Origin of the sequence: Rubeoparvulum massiliense, from assembly GCF_001049895.1 — a bacterium.
In the GTDB taxonomy this organism is placed as follows: Bacteria; Bacillota; Bacilli; order Rubeoparvulales; family Rubeoparvulaceae; genus Rubeoparvulum; species Rubeoparvulum massiliense.
In genome coordinates, this window is sequence record NZ_CVPE01000004.1 from 315,719 (window position 1) to 337,302 (window position 21,584).

General features: G+C 44.9%; 24 protein-coding genes and 1 CRISPR repeat array (1 of these 25 cut by a window edge). Of the genes, 12 read left to right on the forward strand and 12 right to left on the reverse strand.

Annotation, left to right across the window (positions count from 1 at the left end):
* The first annotated feature begins 57 nt into the window (after positions 1–57).
* A complete protein-coding gene (locus BN1691_RS04105; RefSeq protein ID WP_048600946.1) occupies positions 58–1,464 on the forward strand; it encodes an alanine/glycine:cation symporter family protein in 1,407 nt (468 codons plus the stop codon).
* Here the strand turns inward: BN1691_RS04105 and BN1691_RS04110 are convergent.
* Positions 1,426–2,274, reverse strand: coding sequence for a DUF2785 domain-containing protein (locus tag BN1691_RS04110; RefSeq protein WP_048600947.1), 849 nt, complete (start codon positions 2,272–2,274; stop codon positions 1,426–1,428). The genes BN1691_RS04105 and BN1691_RS04110 overlap by 39 nt on opposite strands.
* Positions 2,275–2,439: 165 nt before the next feature.
* Here BN1691_RS04110 and BN1691_RS04115 point away from each other — a divergent pair, with 165 nt between their 5' ends.
* The 4 genes from BN1691_RS04115 (at position 2,440) to BN1691_RS04130 (ending at position 4,678) form a co-directional block, all read left to right on the forward strand.
* A complete protein-coding gene (locus tag BN1691_RS04115; protein WP_048600948.1) occupies positions 2,440–2,892 on the forward strand; it encodes a MarR family winged helix-turn-helix transcriptional regulator in 453 nt (150 codons plus the stop codon).
* 77 nt (positions 2,893–2,969) lie between these two features.
* Positions 2,970–3,371: a DoxX family protein gene (locus BN1691_RS04120; protein ID WP_048600949.1), complete on the forward strand. Its 402-nt coding sequence runs from the start codon at positions 2,970–2,972 to the stop codon at positions 3,369–3,371.
* Between the two features lie 14 nt (positions 3,372–3,385).
* Positions 3,386–4,090, forward strand: a complete 705-nt coding sequence (locus tag BN1691_RS04125; protein ID WP_048600950.1) for a pirin family protein — start codon at positions 3,386–3,388, stop codon at positions 4,088–4,090.
* A 60-nt stretch (positions 4,091–4,150) separates the two neighbouring features.
* On the forward strand, positions 4,151–4,678 hold the full coding sequence (locus tag BN1691_RS04130; RefSeq protein WP_048600951.1) for a hypothetical protein: 528 nt from the start codon (positions 4,151–4,153) through the stop codon (positions 4,676–4,678).
* Between the two features lie 107 nt (positions 4,679–4,785).
* Here BN1691_RS04130 and BN1691_RS04135 read toward each other — a convergent pair whose 3' ends face one another.
* Positions 4,786–5,028 (reverse strand): SHOCT domain-containing protein, encoded by a 243-nt coding sequence (locus BN1691_RS04135; RefSeq protein ID WP_048600952.1) that lies wholly within the window; start codon positions 5,026–5,028, stop codon positions 4,786–4,788.
* Between the two features lie 95 nt (positions 5,029–5,123).
* Positions 5,124–5,432 carry a hypothetical protein gene (locus tag BN1691_RS04140; RefSeq protein ID WP_048600953.1) on the reverse strand — a complete coding sequence of 103 codons (309 nt, stop codon included), beginning with the start codon at positions 5,430–5,432 and terminating at the stop codon, positions 5,124–5,126.
* Between the two features lie 211 nt (positions 5,433–5,643).
* Between BN1691_RS04140 and hemG (BN1691_RS04145) the strand changes: the two genes are divergently transcribed.
* The 3 genes from hemG (BN1691_RS04145) (at position 5,644) to BN1691_RS04155 (ending at position 9,365) form a co-directional block, all read left to right on the forward strand.
* Positions 5,644–7,104, forward strand: a complete 1,461-nt coding sequence (gene hemG, locus BN1691_RS04145; RefSeq protein WP_048600954.1) for a protoporphyrinogen oxidase — start codon at positions 5,644–5,646, stop codon at positions 7,102–7,104.
* 143 nt (positions 7,105–7,247) lie between these two features.
* A complete protein-coding gene (gene hemG / locus BN1691_RS04150) occupies positions 7,248–8,690 on the forward strand; it encodes a protoporphyrinogen oxidase (RefSeq protein WP_048600955.1) in 1,443 nt (480 codons plus the stop codon).
* Between the two features lie 87 nt (positions 8,691–8,777).
* A complete protein-coding gene (locus BN1691_RS04155; RefSeq protein WP_048600956.1) occupies positions 8,778–9,365 on the forward strand; it encodes an LOG family protein in 588 nt (195 codons plus the stop codon).
* Positions 9,366–9,569: 204 nt separating this feature from the next.
* Here BN1691_RS04155 and BN1691_RS04160 read toward each other — a convergent pair whose 3' ends face one another.
* The 7 genes from BN1691_RS04160 to BN1691_RS04190 form a co-directional block, all read right to left on the reverse strand.
* Complete coding sequence (locus BN1691_RS04160) at positions 9,570–10,055, reverse strand: hydrogenase maturation protease (protein ID WP_048600957.1); 486 nt, start codon at positions 10,053–10,055, stop codon at positions 9,570–9,572.
* Entirely contained in the window at positions 10,052–11,461 is a 1,410-nt protein-coding gene (locus tag BN1691_RS04165; protein WP_048600958.1) for a nickel-dependent hydrogenase large subunit, read from the reverse strand. Before BN1691_RS04165 ends, BN1691_RS04160 begins: the two co-directional genes overlap by 4 nt.
* A complete protein-coding gene (locus BN1691_RS04170; RefSeq protein ID WP_082146995.1) occupies positions 11,439–12,365 on the reverse strand; it encodes a hydrogenase small subunit in 927 nt (308 codons plus the stop codon). Before BN1691_RS04170 ends, BN1691_RS04165 begins: the two co-directional genes overlap by 23 nt.
* A complete protein-coding gene (locus BN1691_RS14615) occupies positions 12,362–12,865 on the reverse strand; it encodes a cytochrome b5 domain-containing protein (RefSeq protein WP_053083699.1) in 504 nt (167 codons plus the stop codon). The genes BN1691_RS04170 and BN1691_RS14615 overlap by 4 nt, the downstream gene beginning before the upstream one ends.
* Before the next feature lie 260 nt (positions 12,866–13,125).
* Positions 13,126–13,617, reverse strand: coding sequence for an OsmC family protein (locus BN1691_RS04180; RefSeq protein ID WP_048600959.1), 492 nt, complete (start codon positions 13,615–13,617; stop codon positions 13,126–13,128).
* Between the two features lie 99 nt (positions 13,618–13,716).
* Positions 13,717–14,376 carry a Crp/Fnr family transcriptional regulator gene (locus tag BN1691_RS04185; RefSeq protein ID WP_048600960.1) on the reverse strand — a complete coding sequence of 220 codons (660 nt, stop codon included), beginning with the start codon at positions 14,374–14,376 and terminating at the stop codon, positions 13,717–13,719.
* Positions 14,377–14,473: 97 nt separating this feature from the next.
* Positions 14,474–15,052, reverse strand: a complete 579-nt coding sequence (locus BN1691_RS04190; protein WP_048600961.1) for a manganese efflux pump MntP — start codon at positions 15,050–15,052, stop codon at positions 14,474–14,476.
* Positions 15,053–15,366: 314 nt separating this feature from the next.
* On the opposite strand from BN1691_RS04190, the gene BN1691_RS04195 reads away from it, so the two are divergent.
* Positions 15,367–15,885 carry a GNAT family N-acetyltransferase gene (locus tag BN1691_RS04195; protein WP_231638339.1) on the forward strand — a complete coding sequence of 173 codons (519 nt, stop codon included), beginning with the start codon at positions 15,367–15,369 and terminating at the stop codon, positions 15,883–15,885.
* Positions 15,886–15,961: 76 nt separating this feature from the next.
* Here the strand turns inward: BN1691_RS04195 and BN1691_RS04200 are convergent, their stop codons facing one another.
* Positions 15,962–16,420, reverse strand: a complete 459-nt coding sequence (locus BN1691_RS04200; RefSeq protein WP_048600963.1) for a 2-thiouracil desulfurase family protein — start codon at positions 16,418–16,420, stop codon at positions 15,962–15,964.
* Positions 16,421–16,631: 211 nt separating this feature from the next.
* Here BN1691_RS04200 and BN1691_RS04205 point away from each other — a divergent pair, with 211 nt between their 5' ends.
* Positions 16,632–17,561, forward strand: a complete 930-nt coding sequence (locus tag BN1691_RS04205) for a DMT family transporter (protein WP_261795536.1) — start codon at positions 16,632–16,634, stop codon at positions 17,559–17,561.
* Here BN1691_RS04205 and BN1691_RS04210 read toward each other — a convergent pair.
* Positions 17,558–18,424 (reverse strand): LysR family transcriptional regulator, encoded by an 867-nt coding sequence (locus BN1691_RS04210; RefSeq protein ID WP_048600964.1) that lies wholly within the window; start codon positions 18,422–18,424, stop codon positions 17,558–17,560. The two genes, BN1691_RS04205 and BN1691_RS04210, sit on opposite strands and share 4 nt — an antisense overlap.
* A 115-nt stretch (positions 18,425–18,539) precedes the next feature.
* On the opposite strand from BN1691_RS04210, the gene BN1691_RS04215 reads away from it, so the two are divergent.
* Positions 18,540–19,826, forward strand: a complete 1,287-nt coding sequence (locus BN1691_RS04215) for a YbfB/YjiJ family MFS transporter (protein ID WP_082146996.1) — start codon at positions 18,540–18,542, stop codon at positions 19,824–19,826.
* On the forward strand, positions 19,813–20,025 hold the full coding sequence (locus tag BN1691_RS04220; protein WP_048600966.1) for a tautomerase family protein: 213 nt from the start codon (positions 19,813–19,815) through the stop codon (positions 20,023–20,025). The genes BN1691_RS04215 and BN1691_RS04220 overlap by 14 nt, the downstream gene beginning before the upstream one ends.
* A 218-nt stretch (positions 20,026–20,243) precedes the next feature.
* Positions 20,244–21,584: direct repeats of the CRISPR family, unit length 32 nt; unit sequence ATTTCAATCCACGCACCCATGAAGGGTGCGAC; it runs 4,859 nt beyond the window's last position.

The window sequence follows — 21,584 nt, forward strand, 5'->3', positions numbered from 1 at the left end:
GTGAACAATTCATTCTCCTAAGCGATTCATATTCCAAAAAAAACAAGGGGGGTCATAATGAAGATATTAGAAAGCATTGTTTCTGTAAGCAACGACATTTTATGGACTTATGTATTGATTATTCTACTGATTGGATTAGGCATGTACTTTACAATCAGAAGCAATTTTGTTCAATTCCGCATGATTGGAGAGATGTTTCGTCTCTTAGGGCAAGGTACGAAGGGCAGCAAAGAGAAGAAAGGGATCACCTCCTTCCAAGCATTTAGTATCGGAACAGCAGCGCGAGTAGGTACTGGCAATCTAGCTGGGGTAGCTCTCGCTATTGCCACAGGGGGGCCTGGCGCTGTCTTCTGGATGTGGATCATCGCATTAATCGGCGCTGCTTCCAGCTTCGTGGAGAGTACTCTTGCCCAGATTTATAAGGTGAAGGACGAAAAAGGATACCGTGGTGGCCCCGCCTATTACATGGAGAAGGGTCTTAACCGCAGATGGATGGGTATCCTCTTTGCTGTGTTAATCACCTTATGTTTTGGCTTTGTCTTTAATTCTGTTCAAGCCAATACCATCAGCCTTGCTTTTAATAATGCTTATGGGATCGACCGCGATTGGATGGGTCTTATTCTTGCTCTTCTTACTGCTATTGTAATCTTCGGTGGGGTGAAACGGATCGCCCGGGTAACAGAATGGATGGTACCCATTATGGCAGGGGGCTATGTTCTCATTGCACTATTTATCATGCTAATCAACATTACTCAGGTGCCAGGTATCTTCATGACCATCTTCAGCAGCGCCTTTGGTATTAATCAAGCCATTGGTGGAGGGATTGGAGCTGCACTGATGATGGGGATTAAGCGTGGTCTTTTCTCTAATGAAGCAGGCATGGGTAGTGGCGCGAATGCAGCTGCAACTGCTGAGGTAAGTCATCCTGTAAAGCAGGGATTGGTTCAAGCTCTAAGTGTCTTTACCGATACACTGATTGTCTGCAGCGCCACAGCATTTATTATTCTATTAGCTGGCAATTATGGAAACCCTGATTTAACCGGTATTGAGCTTACCCAAGCAGCTTTGAGTACTCACATGGGTTCATGGGCGACCAGCTTTGTGGCTATTATCGTCTTCCTATTTGCATTTAGCTCTGTGATTGGAAATTACTACTATGGAGAAACCAATATTGCATTTATTAGAACAAGTAAGGTATGGCTGTTCATTTATCGTTTCCTCGTGGTAGGTATGGTTTTTTATGGCTCAGGAGCTAAGATTGAAATTGTTTGGGACATGGCTGACCTGTTTATGGGATTAATGGCCTTACTCAACCTCATCGCCATCGGGTTACTTGGTCGAATCGCATTTCTTGCCTTACAAGATTATCGCCGCCAAAAGAAAGCAGGCATGGAACCTGTTTTCCATGCCTCTAGCATTGAAGGCTTAACCACTGTTGAATGTTGGGGAGACGAAGGGAAGTAGTCGTTCCAGCTCTCCAGTAAGATATGACCATTTCTTTTCTCTGTAAATCCTAAAATACAAACTGCGTAAAAATAGCTTCATATTGAGCATCTGATGATACTTATCAGGGACTGGTAATTCGTCCTTTAATCGGATGCTCTTTTTTATCTTCTCTTCTAATACTTCAATGAGTTCCTTCTCTTCCCACCCTCGCTCTAGCATGGCAATGAATGGGGAAACCATCCGTTCATCCTCTTCATCTTGATAAACGATTTCATGGACTAATATCTTATCTAGTAAGATACTGGCGATGGATGTGAATTCATTGTTTGCTAATTTTGGATTTCTTACTAACACCTCCATTGCATCAGCTACATGAGCCATACTATGCGCCCAGCCTTTTCCCTTCACATAGCCTCGATAATCCTGCTCATCTTCGACATAATTTAGTAGCCTCGTTGTCAATTGCTGAAACTGTTCCCTAAGAATAAATGAAGATTGAGTATCCTCCATCAATAACAAGGCCACAAGAAGCGCAGTAAAAGCACGGGTAAAGACTGTATCATTATCCTTACTTCCAATCCCTGCTAAAAGATAATCATCCTGCATGCATCGTACCAAGAGTTCTCCTAGCTGTTCATTGGACAAATAGTTTTGAAGAATAAGCTGTGCATATGTCCTGTAGATCAATTGATCACGCAATTCTCCATCTGGGTGTCCAATGTATGAAAGCATGGAGAGACAGAGTGGGAAGCCATCTTCAATCCTTAAATCAGCATAATCATTGTCCTGCAATTGTCTTAATCGTCGCTTCAATTCCTCCGCGTTCATGGCAATTATCATACTCCTTTATAATGAAATTGTAAGTGTTTCTATTCTACATCAAACTCTCCTATTCCTAGGTCATCAACAAACAGACCCACCCCCTTGACATTTTCATGAAAACCAATTATTATTTATCTTGAATTCAAGATATTATTGAAGGGTTGATAATCCATGGAGCCATCTCAATTACAGCTAGAAGATGACCTATCCCTTAAGCTATTAATCGTATTATCTCGCGCCAATCGAGCTGTTGCTGATCGGTTGGAGGAGGATATCCAACACTATGGTCTCAATCCAACGGAGTTCGCTGTCCTTGAGCTACTCTTTCATAAAGGACCCCAAGCCATTCAACAGATTGGGAAGAAAATCTTGCTATCCAGCGGTAGTATTACCTATGTGGTGGATAAGTTAGAACAGAAGGAACTGCTGAAGCGTCAACCTTGTCCTAAGGACCGACGCGTCATCTATGCTGTGATCACTTCACAAGGTGAAGAGCTAATGCAGGAAATCTTTCCACACCATCGCAAGGCGATTGAGTCCATTTTTTCTTGTCTTACCATGGATGAAAAGCAATTATTAATCAATCATTTAAAAAAGCTAGGTCTGCATGCTCAGAACCTCTAATGGTTTTATCTCTTTTTTCTCTAATATCTTGAATTCGAGATATATGAAAATAAGATAATTTAGAGGAGTGGTTTCTTGTGTTAAGTACAGGTCTATTAATCATCCGTTTAGTCATTGGTCTTTCCTTCGTTGCCCATGGTGCACAAAAACTCTTTGGTTGGTTCGGTGGTTACGGACCAAAAGGAACAGGTCAATTCTTTGAATCCATCGGGATTAAGCCAGGCGTAGCCATGGCTGTATTGGCTGGTCTTGGTGAATTCCTTGGCGGTGCCTTCTTTGCCCTAGGATTGCTTACACCGATCGGTGGGATTCTAATCGCAGGAACGATGTTGGTAGCAATCCTTAAGGTCCATGGAGCCAATGGCTTCTGGGCATCCAACAATGGCTATGAACTCAATTTAGTTCTCCTTGCTGTTGCTGTTGGGGTTGCCCTATCAGGACCTGGTCAATATGCACTCGATGCCATTCTCTTCCCATAAGGAGATGATCAAAATTGATTGAAATCTACCCGGCAGATTCTCGGTTCACATCACAGCATGATTGGTTACACAGTAATTTTAGTTTCTCTTTCGCTGAATATTATGATCCGAATAACTTAAAATTCGGTCCATTACGCGTACTTAATGATGATATCATTCAGCCTGCTCGCGGATTCGGTATGCATCCCCATCAGGAGATGGAGATCGTCAGTATCGTCCTTAGCGGCTATCTACAGCATGAGGATAGTCATGGACATCGTGCTACTACCACTTTCGGAGAGATCCAAAGGATGTCTGCAGGAACTGGAATCTTCCACTCTGAGATGAATCCATCTAACGATGAGGAGGTTAATCTACTCCAGCTCTGGTTCCTTCCAGATACACGTGGACTCACACCTTCTTATGAAAAAACGAGCTACGAGATCGCAAAGATGAAGAATAATCTACTACCTGTTGTGACGAAGAAGCCAACATCGGCTGAGGTAGCCCATATTCATCAGGATTTAACCATTTACCTTTCTCAACTGGAAGCAGGTCAAGAGCTCACCTTCAAGCAGGCAGAAGGGCGGCGTATCTTTCTCTTTGTCCTCGATGGAGAGCTGGTTATCCATGGTGGTCTTCCATTAAAGCAGCGTGATAGCGCAAGAATAACAGAGATAGCCCAATTATCCCTCATCGCCAGTACGGAGGCTCGCTTCATGCTCATCGATCTTCCATAGACATTGCATCCCCTTGTCCCACATATATTCATAGAGATGGGATATTAAGGAGGATGAATGATGATGGGACCTGCCACATTAGCTTTCCTTGCCTTTAGTTTAACAGTGATACTAATCTTTCTTGGATTCCGTTACCGGACAACCAGCTTTCATCACGAGCTCGCTAGTATACCTTCTGTTGTAGGAATGCAGGGGGGTTTTAGTACAGGATTAGTGATTGCATTGCTCTTACAGCTCCCCTTTCTCACTGCCCTATGGCTGGCTATGATCCTCTCCATCGGTTTGACGATCATTGCTGCCCTTCCTTTTGGATCAAGAGCACTGCTTGAGGGGAGCATGTCCGGGATGATGGGAGGCATGATGGGTGCAATGACAGGTGCCATGATTCCTCAACATCAATACCAGCTCACACTCCATCTTTTTCTCATCCTCCACCTTGGAATTCATTTCATCATCCTGCATATTCTTGCTCGGGTGATTCATGAGAATATGAAGGCGTCCTCCGTACTCATCCGACTTTTTCGACATCCTAGCTATGTCATGACTACTATGCTGGCCACCATGATGCTATATACGATCTTTTTTTAAGAATGCAGAAGCCATCCTACTGCCCTCGTCTTTGTCGTAAAGCTAGAGAAGTAGGATGGCTTCATCACATTTATACAATTGATATTCGGTACTCTGCTAATTCTATGTTAACGCTTGTTTAATAGGGACTTTTTCCGCTGATACTCCTCTTCATCAATCTCGCCACGAGCAAAACGCTCATTGAGAACTTCAAGAGAATTTTCAGTTCCCGTCCGTGCTCGCAATGCTTGATTATTAAAAAGCTTATACACAATAAAGATGAGCAGTGCAGCAATAAGCAGCATGAAAATCATGCCATACCAGCCTCCTCCAAAAAGACCCAATCCATAATCACAGCCATATCTCATCATTGGAAGTCCTCCCTTCATCTCTGTTCATCTTCCATGATAAGGGATGGTTATGTAGAACTTATGAGGATCATCTGAATACAATCTTGAGAAAATCTTTAGAACTTTTCATTACGGAACTGCTCCGCTAACCGTCTTAACCAAAGGTCTGGTTTTACCTCTTCCTCCGCATCAGCCGATCTGATATCCACAATTCGAATCTCCACTGGATTCTGGGGATTATTATCAATAAAAATCAGTTGACCCGCATCCTTGAGATCCACTTGATATCCCATATCCAGCAGAAAATTTTGGAGATCCACGATTGTTGGTAGCTTATCATCATGGGTAAACAGAACTCCCTTAAGATTCCGCTCCTCCCCTTTGGTTTTTAAATAATCCAGTCGAAAGAGAAAGTTCCATTCCATTGTACACCCCTCCTTCCATTAAGAATGTAAGAATATCTTTTAGGTTCTCACACGCATCACGCTTTTAATCTAATGATCAAGAAGATTGGTTACCCATGGAGTTCGATACCCCACTTGAAGTCAGATTGCCTTAATTCTTTTCTTGTGATAATATTCACAATATGACTGGCAAATGGCTGATAATTAGGTCATGAGGTAAGGGGGAGCAACGATGAAACATGTAGCCGTGATCGGTGGTGGAATAACCGGCTTGACAGCTACCTATATCCTAGAGCAAGTGAAGAAAGAGCATCCCAATGTACTAGCCTACCAGCTATTTGAAAAAAGCCCGCGCTTAGGCGGAATGCTAATGACAGAGCATGATGATGACTTCACCATTGAAGGTGGCACCGATAGCTATGTCACCTTCAAACCTGAGGTGAACTGGTTAATCAAGCACTTAGGTTTAGAAGCACGTCGATTAAGCCCTGATATGAACCATGGTGGTTCTTATGTTCTCTATGATAACCAGGTTTACCGCTTACCAGATGGCGTCGCCATGCTACTCCCCTTTAAATTTACTGACTTTGCTCGCACTCCCCTCCTTTCTTGGAGTGGAAAACTACGAGCTTTAGGGGATCTCTTCATTCCAGCGAAAGCAAAGGGTGGTGATGAGTCCTTGGCTAGCTTTATCAACCGCCGTCTTGGCAATGAAATGCTGGAGAAGGTGGTGGGTCCACTGGTAGGTGGCATTCATTCCATTGATCCTGAGGTAATGAGCCTACAGGCAACCTTTCCACGTTTTCTCCAAATGGAGCAAGAGCATCGTAGTCTAATTCTAGCTATGCTTCAGATGAAGCGCGCTGCAAAAAAACGCAATAACTCGCAAAGTGGTAGCAAAGGCAATGCAACAGGTCGGCGTAGTCCAGTTCTTAGCTTCATCAATGGAATGGGTGAACTAAGCAATGCCATTGAGGAGAAACTTTCTCCTTCTAGTATTCACGTGAATACAGGTGTTACCTCCATTCGCCAGCAAGCTGCAGGACACTTTACCTTACAGCTTGAGAATGGAGAGTTGAGGGAGTTTGACGCTGTGATTATGGCAGTGGGTGCTAATCACTTTGCTTCCATGGTGGAAGAATGGGATCAGCAGCTCAGCCAATTACTACAGACCATCCCTTTTACTTCATCCGCCTCTGTGTCTTTAGGATATCGAACGCAGGATCTTCCCAATCTCCCATATGGCTTAGGCATTACCATCCCAGCCAGTGAGAAACGACATACGACGGCCATTAATTTCAGCTCCTTAAAGTGGGATCATCGTGTACCCAGTGAGAAATATACCTTAATTCGAGCATTAGCAGGAGGTTATAGTAGTCCTGAGTTAGCCTTCCAAGATGATGCAACCATCCTACAAATCATCCAGGCAGAATTACAAGAGATGCTGGATATCCAGGCTGCTCCAGTGATCCATCGGATCTATCGTTGGTTCCATAGTCGTCCCCAGTATACCCTCGGTCATGTGGAACGTGTAAAGCAGATCGAAAATCAAGTCATGCAGTATCCTGGTCTTTATTTGGCAGGTAGCTCCTATTATGGAGCAGGTGTCAGTGACTGTGTTGCTTCTGGTATACATGTTACAGAGAAGCTGTTAAATCAGCTTGGCATTTCAACAGAACCGATCATGAGGTAATAATACATTGTCGCACCCATTCATTTTTTTGCTGAATTGGGTGCTTTGTTGATGTTTAATTGCTCATTCCCTGGAAGGATTGATATACTAAAGCCAAGGATTGGAACAACAAAGGATTGGAACAACGATGGGAGAGATAAAAGGTGAAACACGTAGCCATTATTGGCGGAGGCATTACAGGATTAACCGTTGCATACCTACTTGAACAGCAGAAGCAGGAGCATCCTGATGAACTGGACTATCAGCTGATTGAAAAGGAGGAGCGCTTGGGCGGAAAGGTGATTACCGAGAATGTGGATGGCTTCATCATCGAAGGAGGGCCCGATAGCTTCATCAGCCGTAAGCCTGAGGTGATGAAAATCAGTGAACAGCTTGGTATTAGTGCAAATGTGATGGGAACCAATACCACCCATCGTGGCTCCTATGTGCTTTCGGATAATCAAATTCACCAACTACCTGATGGTGTGGCATTGTTGATGCCTTTTAAAATCATGGATTTTGCTAGAAACCCGATCATCTCATGGCGAGGAAAGTTCCGCGCCCTAGGAGATCTCTTTATCCCTGCAAGGCCTAATCAACAGGATGAAAGTCTCGCCAGCTTTATCAATCGTCGTCTTGGTAATGAAATGCTAGAAAAATTGATTGGTCCCCTCGTTGGCGGTATCCACTCCAATAACCCAAATAGTATGAGTTTACAAGCTACCTTCCCCCGCTTCCTAGAGATGGAAAGAGAGCATCGCAGTATCATCCTTGCCATTCTCCACATGAAACGGGCGATGAAGAAACGTATGAAGCAAGTGAACCCAGCTTCAACAAATAGAAAACCACCCTTTCTCACCTTCCAGCATGGAATGACAGAACTGACCTCTGCATTGGAAAAGGCCTTATCCCCTGACAGCATCCATACAGGGACTGCTGTAGCAAGGATTGAAAAAGGTGAACAGACACCCTATCGGATATTCCTCCAAAATGGTGAGGAAATCAATGCCGATGCTGTGGTCGTGACAGCGGGTGCCAATATCGCTACCAAACTACTGAATGGGATCGATGAAGAACTGGCTCAACTGCTTGGAAAAATCCCGTTTACCTCCTCAGCAGCCATCTCTTTAGGCTATCGTAAAGCTGATTTACCCCAACTCCCCCTTGGGTATGGTATTACCATTCCAGTGCGGGAGCAACGCAATATCTCAGCCATCACCTTCAGTTCATTGAAATGGGATCATCGCGTTCCCAATGATGATTATATGCTTTTACGTATTTTCATCGGAGGCTATGCCAATCCTGAGCTGGTACAACGAGATAACGAGCATATCCTCGACATCATCAAGATGGAGTTGAACGATATTCTTGGAATCACTGCAGATCCCGTTGTACAACGGATCTATCGCTGGGTTCAAGGGCGTCCTCAGTATGAATTGGGGCATCTAGACTGCGTCCATCAGATAGAAGCACGATTACAGGACCATCCTGGTCTCTATGTAGCAGGGAGTTCCTTTTATGGAGCTGGCTTAAGTGATTGTATCGCTTCTGCTGTACGTGGAACTAATACCATCTTGAAGGAGTTAGGCATCGAATCTAATAATTAATTCTTGTGATTTTCCTCCCAGTATATTAACATATAGTAGTATGATTATCTATTTTTTACTATATGTAGTAGTTATGGAGGAATTTAGATGAAGTATGTTTGCGTATTTGCTGGATCTAACCCAGGCACAAATCCAAAATATGAAGCCATCGCCATTCAGTTAGGCGAAGAACTGATGAAGCGTAATATGGGTCTCGTATATGGTGGTTCTAGATTGGGCTTAATGGGGCGGATCGCCAACACAATGCTGGAAGAGAACGGCCAGGTAATCGGTGTAATGCCCAAGGGGCTCTTCCGTGAAGAGGTAATCCATCGTGGACTCACACAGCTCTATGAGGTTGCAGATATGCATGCCAGAAAAGCAAAGATGGGTGAACTCTCTGATGCATTCATCGCCTTACCTGGAGGCTATGGAACACTAGAAGAAGTATTTGAGGCAGTAAGTTGGGGCCAGTTAGGGATTCACCATAAACCTGTGGGCCTGCTTAATATCGACTGCTACTACCAGCCTCTCATCGATATGGTTAATAATGCGGTGAAGGGTGGCTTCATCCCACAAAGACAAGCTTCCATGCTTATCGTTGAAAAGGATCCTGTCCTACTCCTCGAACGAATGAAAAGCTACCAGGCTCCTACCAATCTTCATAAGTGGAGTGAGCTACCTGAAGCGAAGTGATTGATCGAAGAGTTCCTATTGAGCTAGCAAGTTACACCATGGACTGAGATGCCACTTGGGAATGGATTCAACAGCAAAAGAGGAATGCGCCAGTCAAAGCCGGTTTCTCCTTAGAATGAGAAGCAGCGTTAGCGAACTACTCATCACTTACCTAACACTAGAAGTGGGAGACTTCTTGGTTAGTTTAGTTAAAGCTGATTCTAGTCAATCTAATATCCCCAGGGTAGCAAGTGTTGTCTTCATCTCTTCCAGCATCATCGGAAATTGATCTTGTAACAGATCGCTTAAGCCCCAATGAAAGCGGATTTCATATGGCTCAATACCTAGGAGATAACCGGTGATCTTCTGCTGCTCTACCTGCTCCATCACCTGCAATAAATGAAACAGGTGAAGATCATGGGCAGAATGGTGAAGTGATAAGGAAGAGAGCTGATGGAAGGGTAGAAGTGTAATCTCCCCTGGTTTCTTCCCTAACTGGGCAGCGTCTACAATAATAAAGAGAGCGACTTGGAGCACTTGTTCCACACAATAATCCAAGTCGCTCTCTCCGATGACAAGCTTGGTCACCTGATCACCCCGTCGGATCTCCTCACTATACTGTTCCTGCAAGGCCTCCACCATGTAGATCCCAATTCCATCATCCATCATCAGACGATTGCCAATACCGAGAACGAGACATCTCTTCATCATGTACCCTGCACCTTTTGGTAGAGAGGTGGTTTATGCGGTTGATATACATGGGTGGCACAGGACATACAGGGATCGAAAGAACGAATGATCCGCCCTAACTCAATGGGATGATCAGGATCTTGAATGGGAGTACCGATGAGTGCCTGCTCTGCAGTACCTCGATTTTCTACTGTTCGCGCTGAAAAGTCCCATGCAGAAGGGGTAATAATCTGATAAAAGGAGAGCTTCTGATCCTCAATTTTCAACCAATGCCCTAGTGAACCTCGCGTTGTCTCTACTAAGCCTGCTCCCTCTCCTTGCTGGGGAAGCTTCCATACCTTCTGCCCCGTCACATCTAGAGCGAGGTGCTCTAGTAAAATCGTGAGTACCTCCGTGATCTTCTTTGCCTCCAAGACACGGGCAATACTGCGATCCATGGCAGAGATACCATGGCGATATTCACCAGCTAACCAGAGACGCGCTAAGGGTCCTACTTCAAAGGGCAGTCCCTCATAACGAGGTGCCTTCACCCAGCTATAGGCAGCGGATTGATTGCGGTCTGGCTCGGGTATGGTTTCAAAGGGAGTATACGATTCCTGTCCAGCATACCAGGAGTAAGCGATGGACTCGCTGATCCCCAGAGGATCAAAGGGTGCGAACTCACCATCCTTATACACCCCTGCGTCGACGTACAATGTTCCTAGTTCCTCGTAGTTGGCAAATGCCCCCATGCAGAGAAAATTGCCTAGTCCCCTCCCGAAGGTAAAGTACTCATCGTAGTATTCTGCGATGGTATAGGCATCAGGAATCATCACCTCTTCAATGAACGCTTGGATCTCTGCTAATATGGATTTCATTTGAATCATTTTATCCACGGTAGCGGGTCTCGTGCCCCCACCTACAAAAATGCCATGGTTATGGGGAGCCTTCCCTCCTAAAACAGCTAGCATGGTATGCGCATTGCGGCTAATGGGAAGGGAATCTAGATAATGTTGAACTAAACGATCGTTTAATCTTTTTGGCAGACGATAATCCTGCTGCTCATTCTGATAAAGGGGATACGCTTCTGGCATCTTCACAAAGTCCGGAAGAGAATACTGATAGAAATGGCGGATATGATTCTGCAAGAATTCACAGCCATGGATAATATCACGAAGATACCGCCCCTGTTCTGTGGGACGGATCTGTAGTGCAGCTTCGAGGGCAGTGGATGAAGCTACAGAATGGGCAGAAGAGCAGATCCCACAAATTCGTTGCGTCAAATAGATGGCATCAAAAGGATTCCGCCCCACCATCATCTGTTCAAATCCCCGAAACAACATGCCTTTGGTTCTTGCTTCCACCACGCGATGATTCTCGATCCACACCTCCAGCTCCATAAAGCCACTTAGCCTCGTTACTGGGTTAATCACTACCCGCTTCACCATGTACTCCCTCCTTCACCATCTCAAAACTCACAAAGGGTGCCATCTGGTCAGGAAAGCCAAATTGGGTACAACCAATGCAGGTGCTAGCGCCGATGGGCCAATTGACATAGCCATTCCACTTCCGCGTGGGACAGTCAATTCTGGTTACCGGACCACGACAGCCTAATTGATAGAGACAATAGGGCTCATCTAAGGTCTTCGCAAAGATGCCTCGATTAAAGTAATCTAAACGGGGACAACGATCATGAATGAGATTCCCATAGAAAAGTAAAGGGCGTCCTCGCTCATCTAAGGCTGGCTCTCCATCCATAAGGAGATGAGCCAATGTTCCTAAAAACCAATCCGGATGGCAGGGACAGCTGGGCAATTGAATCACCTTACGTTGAAGAACACTTCCTAAACCTACACACTGAGCCAAATTAGGCTTGGCAGCAGACGGTCCTCCGTGGGTTGCGCAAGCCCCCACTGCTATCACATGACGCGCCTTCTCTCCTAGGATTCTTGCAGCATCGAGCCCCGTTATCTCCCTGCCTTGCCAACGTCCAATCACATGGTAGCGCCCCTCATCACGCAGTGAAACAGCTCCCTCAACTGCTAGGATATACTCCTCTTCCTGAACTGCCCTAAGCTTCTCAATGGCTGCCTCCCCTTCTGCTACCATCAGACTGTTACTATAAATCAAATTGACCATGGAGTTGATCAGATATTCGAAGTTAGGATTGGTTCCATTGAGGAGCGAGATGATATTGCCCGAGCAGCCATTTAACTCGAGCCAAACTAGATTAGGCTTGTTGATGGTGCCAGCTTGTAGCCTTTGCTGAGCAGCCTCCACCAGTCGACGGGCCACCGCTTCATTACTTAGATCTTCCGGAGGCAAGATCATCGATTCGTTTTCCTTATTCATGTGACCAACCTCCCCACCTGTGGTAGCGTACGAAGGATCCACTGTTGGCCCGCATGACAGAAAGCAAACTCTGCAGTTAAATCCTTCCCTGCTGTTAAGCCAAAATGAGTGGCCAGGGACCAAGCTGCATGATTCGTTACATCGTAGACGATGCCATTGACTGCCACATAGGCAGGGCGACCATTCTGTCCATTGAACTGGGCGAGCTGTTCCCGTGTAATCGCTGGTAGGGCTTGTTGATCCGTAGGTGGAGATGGCGAAGGGCTTATGGGTGGTTGCATGGTCGGACGTTGCGCTTGAGGTAGTTGGGATGAGAGTAGTTGGGGTGGAACTTGTAGAAGCTGGAATAAAAACTGGAGCTGCACCATACGATTCCACAGCTGATTAAGGGCGAGCGCTCTACTCATGGGATCAGTGATTGTATATAGCAGACGAATTAAATAATTCACCTCAGAAAAGATCGCCATGATTTGGCTGTTTATTAAGATCTGGTCAGGCACCTCCACTCCTCCTCGTATCACTCTCTATAAATTATGCTTATGTCATGGTTATGGAAATGTGCACATGAGACATCACCGTATTCACTATTGACATGAATATTTTCATATCAAGCGCGAACATTCAACAACGCTTAAATATACCGAGATCAAAGAAAGCTGTCATATCTTACGATATGACAGCTTTCTTTGATGATATGGCACCCTCTACTAGTACCTACCTATACCCAAATACCCTAACTTAAAACTATGCCCTCTGAACCTTATTCAACAATCAAATTGATGTCTGTGTTTAGACTCAGAACTACCGGTGACTTAGTAATTGCTACGCGAGCCACTTCTTCGATTTGCTCCTTGGAAGCGGAGGTCACTGCTTTTAATCGAATCACAGGATTTAAGATACCACCTTCTCCTTCCTCTAAGCCAAGGAAGACAGCAGCATTTAAATCTGCTTCAATTTGAACATCTACATTCTCTAGCTTAATTCCTTTTTGGCTAGCCATTACTTCGAAGGTAATGGCGAAGCAACTAGCAGCAGCTCCGATTAGCACCTCTACTGGATTAGCAGCAATATTGGTTCCACCTAATGTATCTGGTTCATCCATGAAAAAGGGTGCAAAATCACGAATTTTAACCTCGTTTTGTACACCATTTTTCCATTGAACATTGGCTGCCCATTTCCGCATTTTTAGCTCAGGGTTAGCGGCAATGGCTTTGGCAGTGTTCTCCATGACGTCTAAATGAATATTGTTCATTCAATTTCCCTCCATCTCTAAGTTGCTATCTATAGTGTAACAATGGGAGGGCGTTCTGTATGTAAGGCTCCTTACATATTGAGCCTATCTCGTCTTAACTTAGTCTGCTTGATGGTTAAGTCCTATCCAAAGACGTTGATTATCAATGCGGAGTTGTCCACTTTGGATCAATTTATTTATCAGAAAGGTGACGGTCTCTCTTGTGGAAGCAATCATGCCTGCCATATCCTTATGAGTTAAGTAGGAAGGAAGAGGTGCCCATTCCCCATTAGCCTGCGTGCGATCAGCGAGCTTCTGTAGAAGGTTGATAAGACGTTCTTCTACCTTTTCATAGGCTACCTGTTCTAGGATTACCCTGGTTTCATTGAGTTGATTCGCAAAATATTGCAGTAATGCCAAAGTCAATTGAGGCGTTTTGAGTACCTGTTCAATGATCTCAGCCTTTGCAATTTTCACCACTACAGTCTCTGTTAATGCAGTAGCAAACAGATTACCAAATGTCTGGGCAAAGAGACCAGCAATATCGATGAAATCACCTGGGCGGGCAATCCCTAGCACACATTCCTTCCCATCTGTGTGGAGGTGGTAAATACGTGCGTTCCCTTCCACGATGAGGTAGATCTCTTTACTGAGCTTATCAGGATATTCAATCTGCTCTCCCTTACGAAATTCATACCTTGCTCGTGTCATCCATTCCTGTACACAATGCTCATCGAACAAGGTAAGAATATGGGAGGGTATGATCTGATTTATCTCCATGATGGTACCACCCTGTCGATTATTCTTAAGGATCTATACTCATCTTAGCATTGATTTCTTCGCGAAGGCGTTGAACTTCTGTGAACTTCCACTAGCATTATAGAAGCCCGAGGTGTTCAAGCAAAATTTTCGTGCCAATAAGGATGAGCACAATACCTCCAACGATCTCCGCTTTACCACAAAGTAGCTTGCCAAATGTTCTACCAATGTATACCCCCAGCACACAAAGAATCCCGGTTACCAGTCCGATTATGATGGCCGCTTCTAGGATGGCCACCTTTAAAAATGCAAAGCTAACGCCGACCACCAATGCGTCGATACTCGTAGCGATGGCAAGCAAAAGTAAGGTTTTGCTACTCAATGCATCGGTTGGTTGCACAGTTTCTTTACAGGCACAGGGATTTTCATGAACGGAGTCCCAGATCATCTTCGCCCCGATAAAGCTTAAGAGGATAAAAGCAATCCAATGGTCGTAGCGCATGATCAATTGTTGGAATTCCTTCCCCACAGCCCAACCGATTAATGGCATCAGCCCCTGGAAAACACCAAAATAAGCTCCAATTAAGAGTGCATCCTTTAATCTCACCTTTTTCAGTACAGCTCCATTGGAAATAGAGACTGTAAAGGCATCCATGGCTAAGCCAAGTGCTATCATGAAAATAGAAAACAGACTCACAACCAGCATCTCCTATCACCCATAATAAAATGAGACTCCGTGTATAACATCCTCCGTGTTATACATGAGTCTCATTATTTAAGGCAAGCCAGACCAATGGTCAGTTTGTTGACGTTGCCACACAATCTAATTGTGCCAATTACTCCCTCAATGCTTTTAAATTGGTATTCAGTCGTGATATGGTTAGTATGAGAACTTACCAAACGAAATATTCTTCGCATTCCCATATTCATATTCTATACAAGAACTTTCTTATTATTGTAATAGGCTAATAGTCGGATGGTCAAACGACAAAACCGTGACATTTAAGGAGCGTGTTACCATTGATTCACATTATCCCTGCACAAGCGAAGCATGTGAAAGCGATTGAACAAGTATGTGCAGATAGCTACCGTACTACTTACAAGCAAACACATTCTTCTGCATACATCGAGAGGATGATCCGGGACTATTATAATGCGGACCTCATCCATTCTGAATTAACGCCCAACCCCGCAGAGGGGTGGGATGGATGGTATGTGGCTGTAGAACAAGATCAGGTTGTTGGCGCAGCAGCAGGTGGGATGATCTCCCATATAGAAGGAGAGGTCTATGTACTATATCTTGACCCTCTACGTAAGCGTGAGGGAATTGGGTCCAAGCTTCTTACTACGCTCACCCAGATCCAGAAGGAACAAGGAGCTCAGAAGCAATGGGTCTCTGTCTTTCACAATAATCAGATGGCCATCCCATTTTATCAAGCCCAAGGATTCGTTTCACAGTATGAAGAACGATCCTATAATGATAATACTGCAGAAACCTATATTACACTCCGCTGTATGAGAAGAATCTAGGAGAAGATCCTAGCTCGCCATCATTAGGGGAATACTCCATTCTCGTCAATGATACATTCTCATTAAGTGATTACACTTAAAAAAGGAGATCAGCTAGCTCCTCCTCAGAAATCACCTTAAAGCCTTCCTTGCGAAGGAGTGCTGTGGTTACACCCTCTCCAGGGATCCGCTGATGAGAAAAGGATCCATCATAGATCATTGAACTACCACAGGACGGACTCCGCTCTTTTAATACCACGTACTCGGCATCAATTTCTTTCGCTAATGCTAATACCTTCTCTGCTCCTTGTATATATTCCTTGGTTACATCCTGACCAGTACGCGTCAGCACCTTCGCTCGCCCATTTAGCACATCTTCCCCGGTCCCACCGATAATTTCTGCTGGTTCCCGTGGTGTGGAGAGACCTCCCCATTCTTCGGGGCAGACTATCCTAGCTTGATTCTCCTCGACCAATGCGCGGACCTTCTCCACTAAATTATGTTTTCCATCATAACGACATTCTTCTCCTGCCAAACAAGCACTAACTAAGATCATAGGTATTCATCCTCTCACAGTAATACTGGCTAATCCTTATACTCCCCATCGCCATACCATTTCGGATTATACGATAATCCTAAGGCATTACCAATGGCCAGACCAAACTGGATAAAGCCGGTCTCTCGTGTTTCCAAGAGAATCATGCTACGATAGTGAAGTATCAGCATTGTAATTGAACAAAGGACTTTTCCGGTGGAGTTGAATTGGATTGAATAGAAAAGATAAGAAACAAGCCTATCTTGCTGCCCTCATGAATGCCTTGATTATCGGATTCTCGTTTCTCTTTGTCAAATTAGCCCTAACCGTCTCTAATCCGCTAGATACATTAGCTCATCGCTTCACAGCTTCCTTCATCGCTGCTACTATTCCTGTCCTCTTCGGTTGGATCAAAATCAAGATATCCATGAAAGATCTGCGGAGGATCTTGCCCTTGGCCTTGCTCTATCCTGCGCTCTTCTTTGCTTTGCAGGCTTATGGTCTGCTCTATACCACATCTTCAGAGGCAGGGATTATTCAAGCCATGGCACCTATCTTTACCATGATCCTCGCCACTTATTTCTTACAGGAGAAATCCACCTATTGGCAAAAATTATCCGTCCTTTTATCTGTGGGTGGGGTTATCTTGATCATCATTATGAAGGGGGCCTCATTTCAATCTGTAAGCTTACTAGGACCCATCTTGATTCTCTTATCTGCCCTCGCCATCTCAGGCTATAATGTGCTTGCTCGTCCGTTAACCAAACAGTTCCACGTCATGGAACTCACCTATGTAATGATTACCATCGGCTTTCTGGTCTTTAATGGCATCTCCATCGTACAGCATGTGATGAATGGCAGTATACAGCTCTATTTTCAGCCATTAACGAGTCCAATCTTTTTGATCTCCATCCTCTATCTCGGGATCCTCTCATCCCTTGTTACCGCATTGTTAGCAACCTATGCCCTTTCGAAAATTGAGGCTACGAAGATGAGTGTCTTTGGGAACTTAGCCACCTTGCTCTCCATGGTGGCTGGGGTGATCTTCTTAGATGAAACCCTAAGTTATTATCATCTCATCGGCGCAGTCATGATTATTCTCGGTGTACTTGGTACCAATCTCTTAGATCAAAAAGCGTATAAGAAAGTAGTAAAGCTCTAGCCACGGGAAGTCTTCACTACCTCTAAAAATTTTTCCAAGGCTGCTGTTATTTTGGTCTCTTTTCTTTTGATAAAATAGGTGGTCACATGGCGATATTCTTCGGGGATGGAGGTGTAATGCAAGTCATCCAAATTCATCGGTTCGAGCACCGACTTCGGTAATAATGAGAAACCCAGACCCGCATTTAAACAACCCATCATCGCTTCCAAGGAGCCGAACTCCATGACTTTGTGCGGTATCATTTTTTCATGATCTAGCCAATCCTCCAGCCTCTTGCGATAAGAGCAGCCTTGCTTAAACACAAGGATGTTCCAACGATAGAATGAAGGATCCTTCTCATCGGGAAAAAGCGTCCGTTTGCCGACAAGAGCTAACTCTTCCGCAAAGATAGCCTCCTGCCGTAGCTCATCGTGAGCAATGGGGCCTGCTACAAAAGCTCCATCAATTTCATAGTTTAAAACCATCTGCACCAACTCATCGGTAGGTCCTGTTTTAAGTGCAAAATCCACTTCAGGATACTGCTCATGGAAATGATATAAAGGGATGGGAAGACGAATAGCAGCAGTTGTTTCCATGGAACCGATGGAGAGTGGTCCCTTAGGTGTAGTAGCGTAGATAAGCTGCTGCTCTGCTTCCATAAGCGCATGCAAGATTTGGTCCACATATTGTAGCAGCGTATTCCCCGCTGGTGTTAAAAGCATGCCGTGGCGCTGACGATAAAACAAAGGTGTCTGAAAATGGGCTTCGAGCCGTTGAATTTTTAGAGTAACACTGGACTGGGCAAAATTGAGGATGGTTGCCGCCTTAGAGATACTCCCATATTGAGCAACCATCTTGAAGGCTTTTAAATCTTCCATATCCATCTTGTTTCCCCTCCATGCGCTTTCTTCCTCAATCGATTCCCGCTTTAGCTATCAATAGCACGAATACCAAATATTGAGTAATCTCATTGTACACAATATCTTATCATGTTATAGAATGAAAATAAGCAATATTTTCAATTTTGTTCGTTTAGGGGGTGCGCTCATTCAAAAGCCTTCAACTTGGCAAGTGGTTTTAGGTGGAGTCATAGTACTAGCCATTGTCATGGGGATCAGCCGTTTCGCTTATACCCCATTACTTCCCTTGATGCAAGAGAGCAGTGGACTAACCGATGCCATGGCCGGCTTCCTCGCATCTAGCAACTATCTTGGTTACTTGCTAGGTGCTCTTGCTGCAGGATGGATCGCACCGGCTCACCGTTTACCCACCCTACGACTCTATCTCGTGCTAAATATATTAAGCACTTTCGTCATGGGTTGTGTAGAAGAATACTGGATCTGGTTCGCTATACGCTTTCTTGCAGGACTCACCAGTGGATTGGTCTTTGTCTTGGCCTCAAGCATGGTCCTCGATCATCTTGTGGACATAGGTCGTACTACTTGGTCTGGGCTCTTTTACGGTGGTACTGGTTTGGGGATCTTGATCACAGGGCTACTCGTTCCAGTTCTTCAAGTACGTTTTTTCTGGTCAGGAACTTGGATTGGCTTCGGAATCATCTCATTCATAACAAGCAGCCTTGTTTTTTACTGGCTTCGAGTCGTACCAGATGCAAACAACAAATCAACCTCACCAATCCCACCATTGCAAGCTAACGCCCATAAATCTAAACGGTGGCTACTTCCATGGCTCCTGCTTGCTTACGGATTGGAAGGGTTCGGCTATATCATCAGCGGTACCTTCCTCGTCGCCTTGATCCAAACCATTCCCACCCTCTCCTTTAATCCAGCCTTTAGCTGGGCATTGGTGGGACTAGCTGCCATTCCTTCTTGTTATCTTTGGGCTTTGGTGGCAAAACATTGGGGCAACCTTAAAGCCTTAGTCGCTGCTTATTTACTACAGATCATCGGTGTACTTCTTCCCATCCTAGCGGTCAATGCCACGGGTATTCTCCTCGGGAGTGCGCTCTTTGGTGCCACCTTCATGGGGATAACCACGCTAAGTATGGCAGAGGCTCGAAGCATTGCTCCAGGTAAAAGCAATCAGATCATCGGTTATTTCACTGCTTTTTATGGCGTCGGTCAACTACTAGGGCCTGCTATTGCAGGTCTCTTCATCACTCAATCTGGTTCCTATACATCCTCCCTTATCCTCGCTGCATGTGGGCTTGGATTGGGGCTAGTTCTCTTACTCATCGCTCAATGGCGCCAGAGACAGCTGCATCATCTCGAATTAACTCACCAAATCAATCTAAGGAAGGATGATCCTGAAGATGCCGTATATTAATATTAAAATCACAAAAGAGCAAGGCAAAGTAGTGACAACAGAACAGAAACAAGCCTTAATCAAAGGAGCCACGGAGCTTCTGCAAAACGTCTTAGGAAAGAACCCCAAAACCACCGTTGTGGTCATCGATGAAGTGGAAACGGATAACTGGGGAATCGGCGGTGAGACCATTACCGAACGGCGGAAACGGGGAGAATAGAGAACCTCTCAAATATGCGTATTAATTAATGGACAGATAAACAAACATTTTTTAAACTAATGAGTAAAAGAAGCCATCCTACTTACATGGCTCCTATTTTATTGAAGTTATTCTGTTATAGATAGTTTTACTTAGTCTCGCATTTCAAAAAAAGTAAAGTTACTTCTAAATCGTAGTGTTAAACAACAAGGGATATCCCCTTTGGAATCAATAGCACCATTTCGATCCACGCACCTATGAAGGGTGCGACAAGGGGATGTCCTCTGTGTAGATGACTTACTAGCAATTTCAATCCACGCACCCATGAAGGGTGCGACATCTACTAGAGATCGCATGTATTGGTTCCTTCTGATTTCAATCCACGCACCCATGAAGGGTGCGACCTCAACTACCGCATACATAATTACCCCATCTGAGAATTTCAATCCACGCACCCATGAAGGGTGCGACGCTGGCCACTGTGGATGGAACAAAATACATTGATAATTTCAATCCACGCACCCATGAAGGGTGCGACCTTTAATACATCTCTTGATACATTACTCGGATTGATTTCAATCCACGCACCCATGAAGGGTGCGACGTAACCATACCAATTCCAGACACCACCGCACCGGGAATTTCAATCCACGCACCCATGAAGGGTGCGACGGTTTCTATGGCTAGGTTAGCCGCAACGCTTGTTTTATTTCAATCCACGCACCCATGAAGGGTGCGACATAGATCGCTTTACACCTTTTCTGTATCGAATGCATTTCAATCCACGCACCCATGAAGGGTGCGACTTTGGAATCTTGTCGAGGTCATATTCGGCGAAAGATTTCAATCCACGCACCCATGAAGGGTGCGACGATTTTATTGCAGGAGTATTCACGGGTAATTGGATTTCAATCCACGCACCCATGAAGGGTGCGACGTGGAGCAGGGAGTCGATAGTGACTCGGTCTACGTAATTTCAATCCACGCACCCATGAAGGGTGCGACGTCGACAAAATCACGTTTGAGTCAACCATTGGCGATTTCAATCCACGCACCCATGAAGGGTGCGACGTCTACAATGCCATTGTTGTTTGCAAATCTTTGATAATTTCAATCCACGCACCCATGAAGGGTGCGACGTCAATACCCATCGCAATGTCGTACTCGGCAAATGGATTTCAATCCACGCACCCATGAAGGGTGCGACTTCACCAGTAAGCATCCATTGGCGCTCAGATGATTATTTCAATCCACGCACCCATGAAGGGTGCGACTTATCCTCTAGGCGAGGAGTACTGCGATCATCAAATTTCAATCCACGCACCCATGAAGGGTGCGACGTGGGATAATTACTAGGAGGTTCAATCATGGGAATTTCAATCCACGCACCCATGAAGGGTGCGACGGCTTTCCGATTAGCATTTGCCCCATACTTTACTATTTCAATCCACGCACCCATGAAGGGTGCGACACAAGCGCGACAATTAGGGTTATCTCCATATGCGATTTCAATCCACGCACCCATGAAGGGTGCGACGTGCAGTATTTGAAATGAAGAAAGCGTATAAAGATTTCAATCC

What these genes read in the sequence shown, in the direction of transcription:
- BN1691_RS04105 (WP_048600946.1), top strand. Translation starts at nt 58, where the DNA reads ATGAAGATATTAGAAAGCATTGTTTCTGTAAGCAACGACATTTTATGG.
- BN1691_RS04110 (WP_048600947.1), bottom strand. Translation starts at nt 2,274, where the DNA reads ATGAACGCGGAGGAATTGAAGCGACGATTAAGACAATTGCAGGACAAT.
- BN1691_RS04115 (WP_048600948.1), top strand. Translation starts at nt 2,440, where the DNA reads ATGGAGCCATCTCAATTACAGCTAGAAGATGACCTATCCCTTAAGCTA.
- BN1691_RS04130 (WP_048600951.1), top strand. Translation starts at nt 4,151, where the DNA reads ATGATGGGACCTGCCACATTAGCTTTCCTTGCCTTTAGTTTAACAGTG.
- BN1691_RS04135 (WP_048600952.1), bottom strand. Translation starts at nt 5,028, where the DNA reads ATGATGAGATATGGCTGTGATTATGGATTGGGTCTTTTTGGAGGAGGC.
- BN1691_RS04140 (WP_048600953.1), bottom strand. Translation starts at nt 5,432, where the DNA reads ATGGAATGGAACTTTCTCTTTCGACTGGATTATTTAAAAACCAAAGGG.
- hemG (WP_048600954.1), top strand. Translation starts at nt 5,644, where the DNA reads ATGAAACATGTAGCCGTGATCGGTGGTGGAATAACCGGCTTGACAGCT.
- BN1691_RS04155 (WP_048600956.1), top strand. Translation starts at nt 8,778, where the DNA reads ATGAAGTATGTTTGCGTATTTGCTGGATCTAACCCAGGCACAAATCCA.
- BN1691_RS04160 (WP_048600957.1), bottom strand. Translation starts at nt 10,055, where the DNA reads ATGATGAAGAGATGTCTCGTTCTCGGTATTGGCAATCGTCTGATGATG.
- BN1691_RS04165 (WP_048600958.1), bottom strand. Translation starts at nt 11,461, where the DNA reads ATGGTGAAGCGGGTAGTGATTAACCCAGTAACGAGGCTAAGTGGCTTT.
- BN1691_RS04170 (WP_082146995.1), bottom strand. Translation starts at nt 12,365, where the DNA reads ATGAATAAGGAAAACGAATCGATGATCTTGCCTCCGGAAGATCTAAGT.
- BN1691_RS04180 (WP_048600959.1), bottom strand. Translation starts at nt 13,617, where the DNA reads ATGAACAATATTCATTTAGACGTCATGGAGAACACTGCCAAAGCCATT.
- BN1691_RS04185 (WP_048600960.1), bottom strand. Translation starts at nt 14,376, where the DNA reads ATGGAGATAAATCAGATCATACCCTCCCATATTCTTACCTTGTTCGAT.
- BN1691_RS04200 (WP_048600963.1), bottom strand. Translation starts at nt 16,420, where the DNA reads ATGATCTTAGTTAGTGCTTGTTTGGCAGGAGAAGAATGTCGTTATGAT.
- BN1691_RS04210 (WP_048600964.1), bottom strand. Translation starts at nt 18,424, where the DNA reads ATGGATATGGAAGATTTAAAAGCCTTCAAGATGGTTGCTCAATATGGG.
- BN1691_RS04215 (WP_082146996.1), top strand. Translation starts at nt 18,540, where the DNA reads ATGAAAATAAGCAATATTTTCAATTTTGTTCGTTTAGGGGGTGCGCTC.
- BN1691_RS04220 (WP_048600966.1), top strand. Translation starts at nt 19,813, where the DNA reads ATGCCGTATATTAATATTAAAATCACAAAAGAGCAAGGCAAAGTAGTG.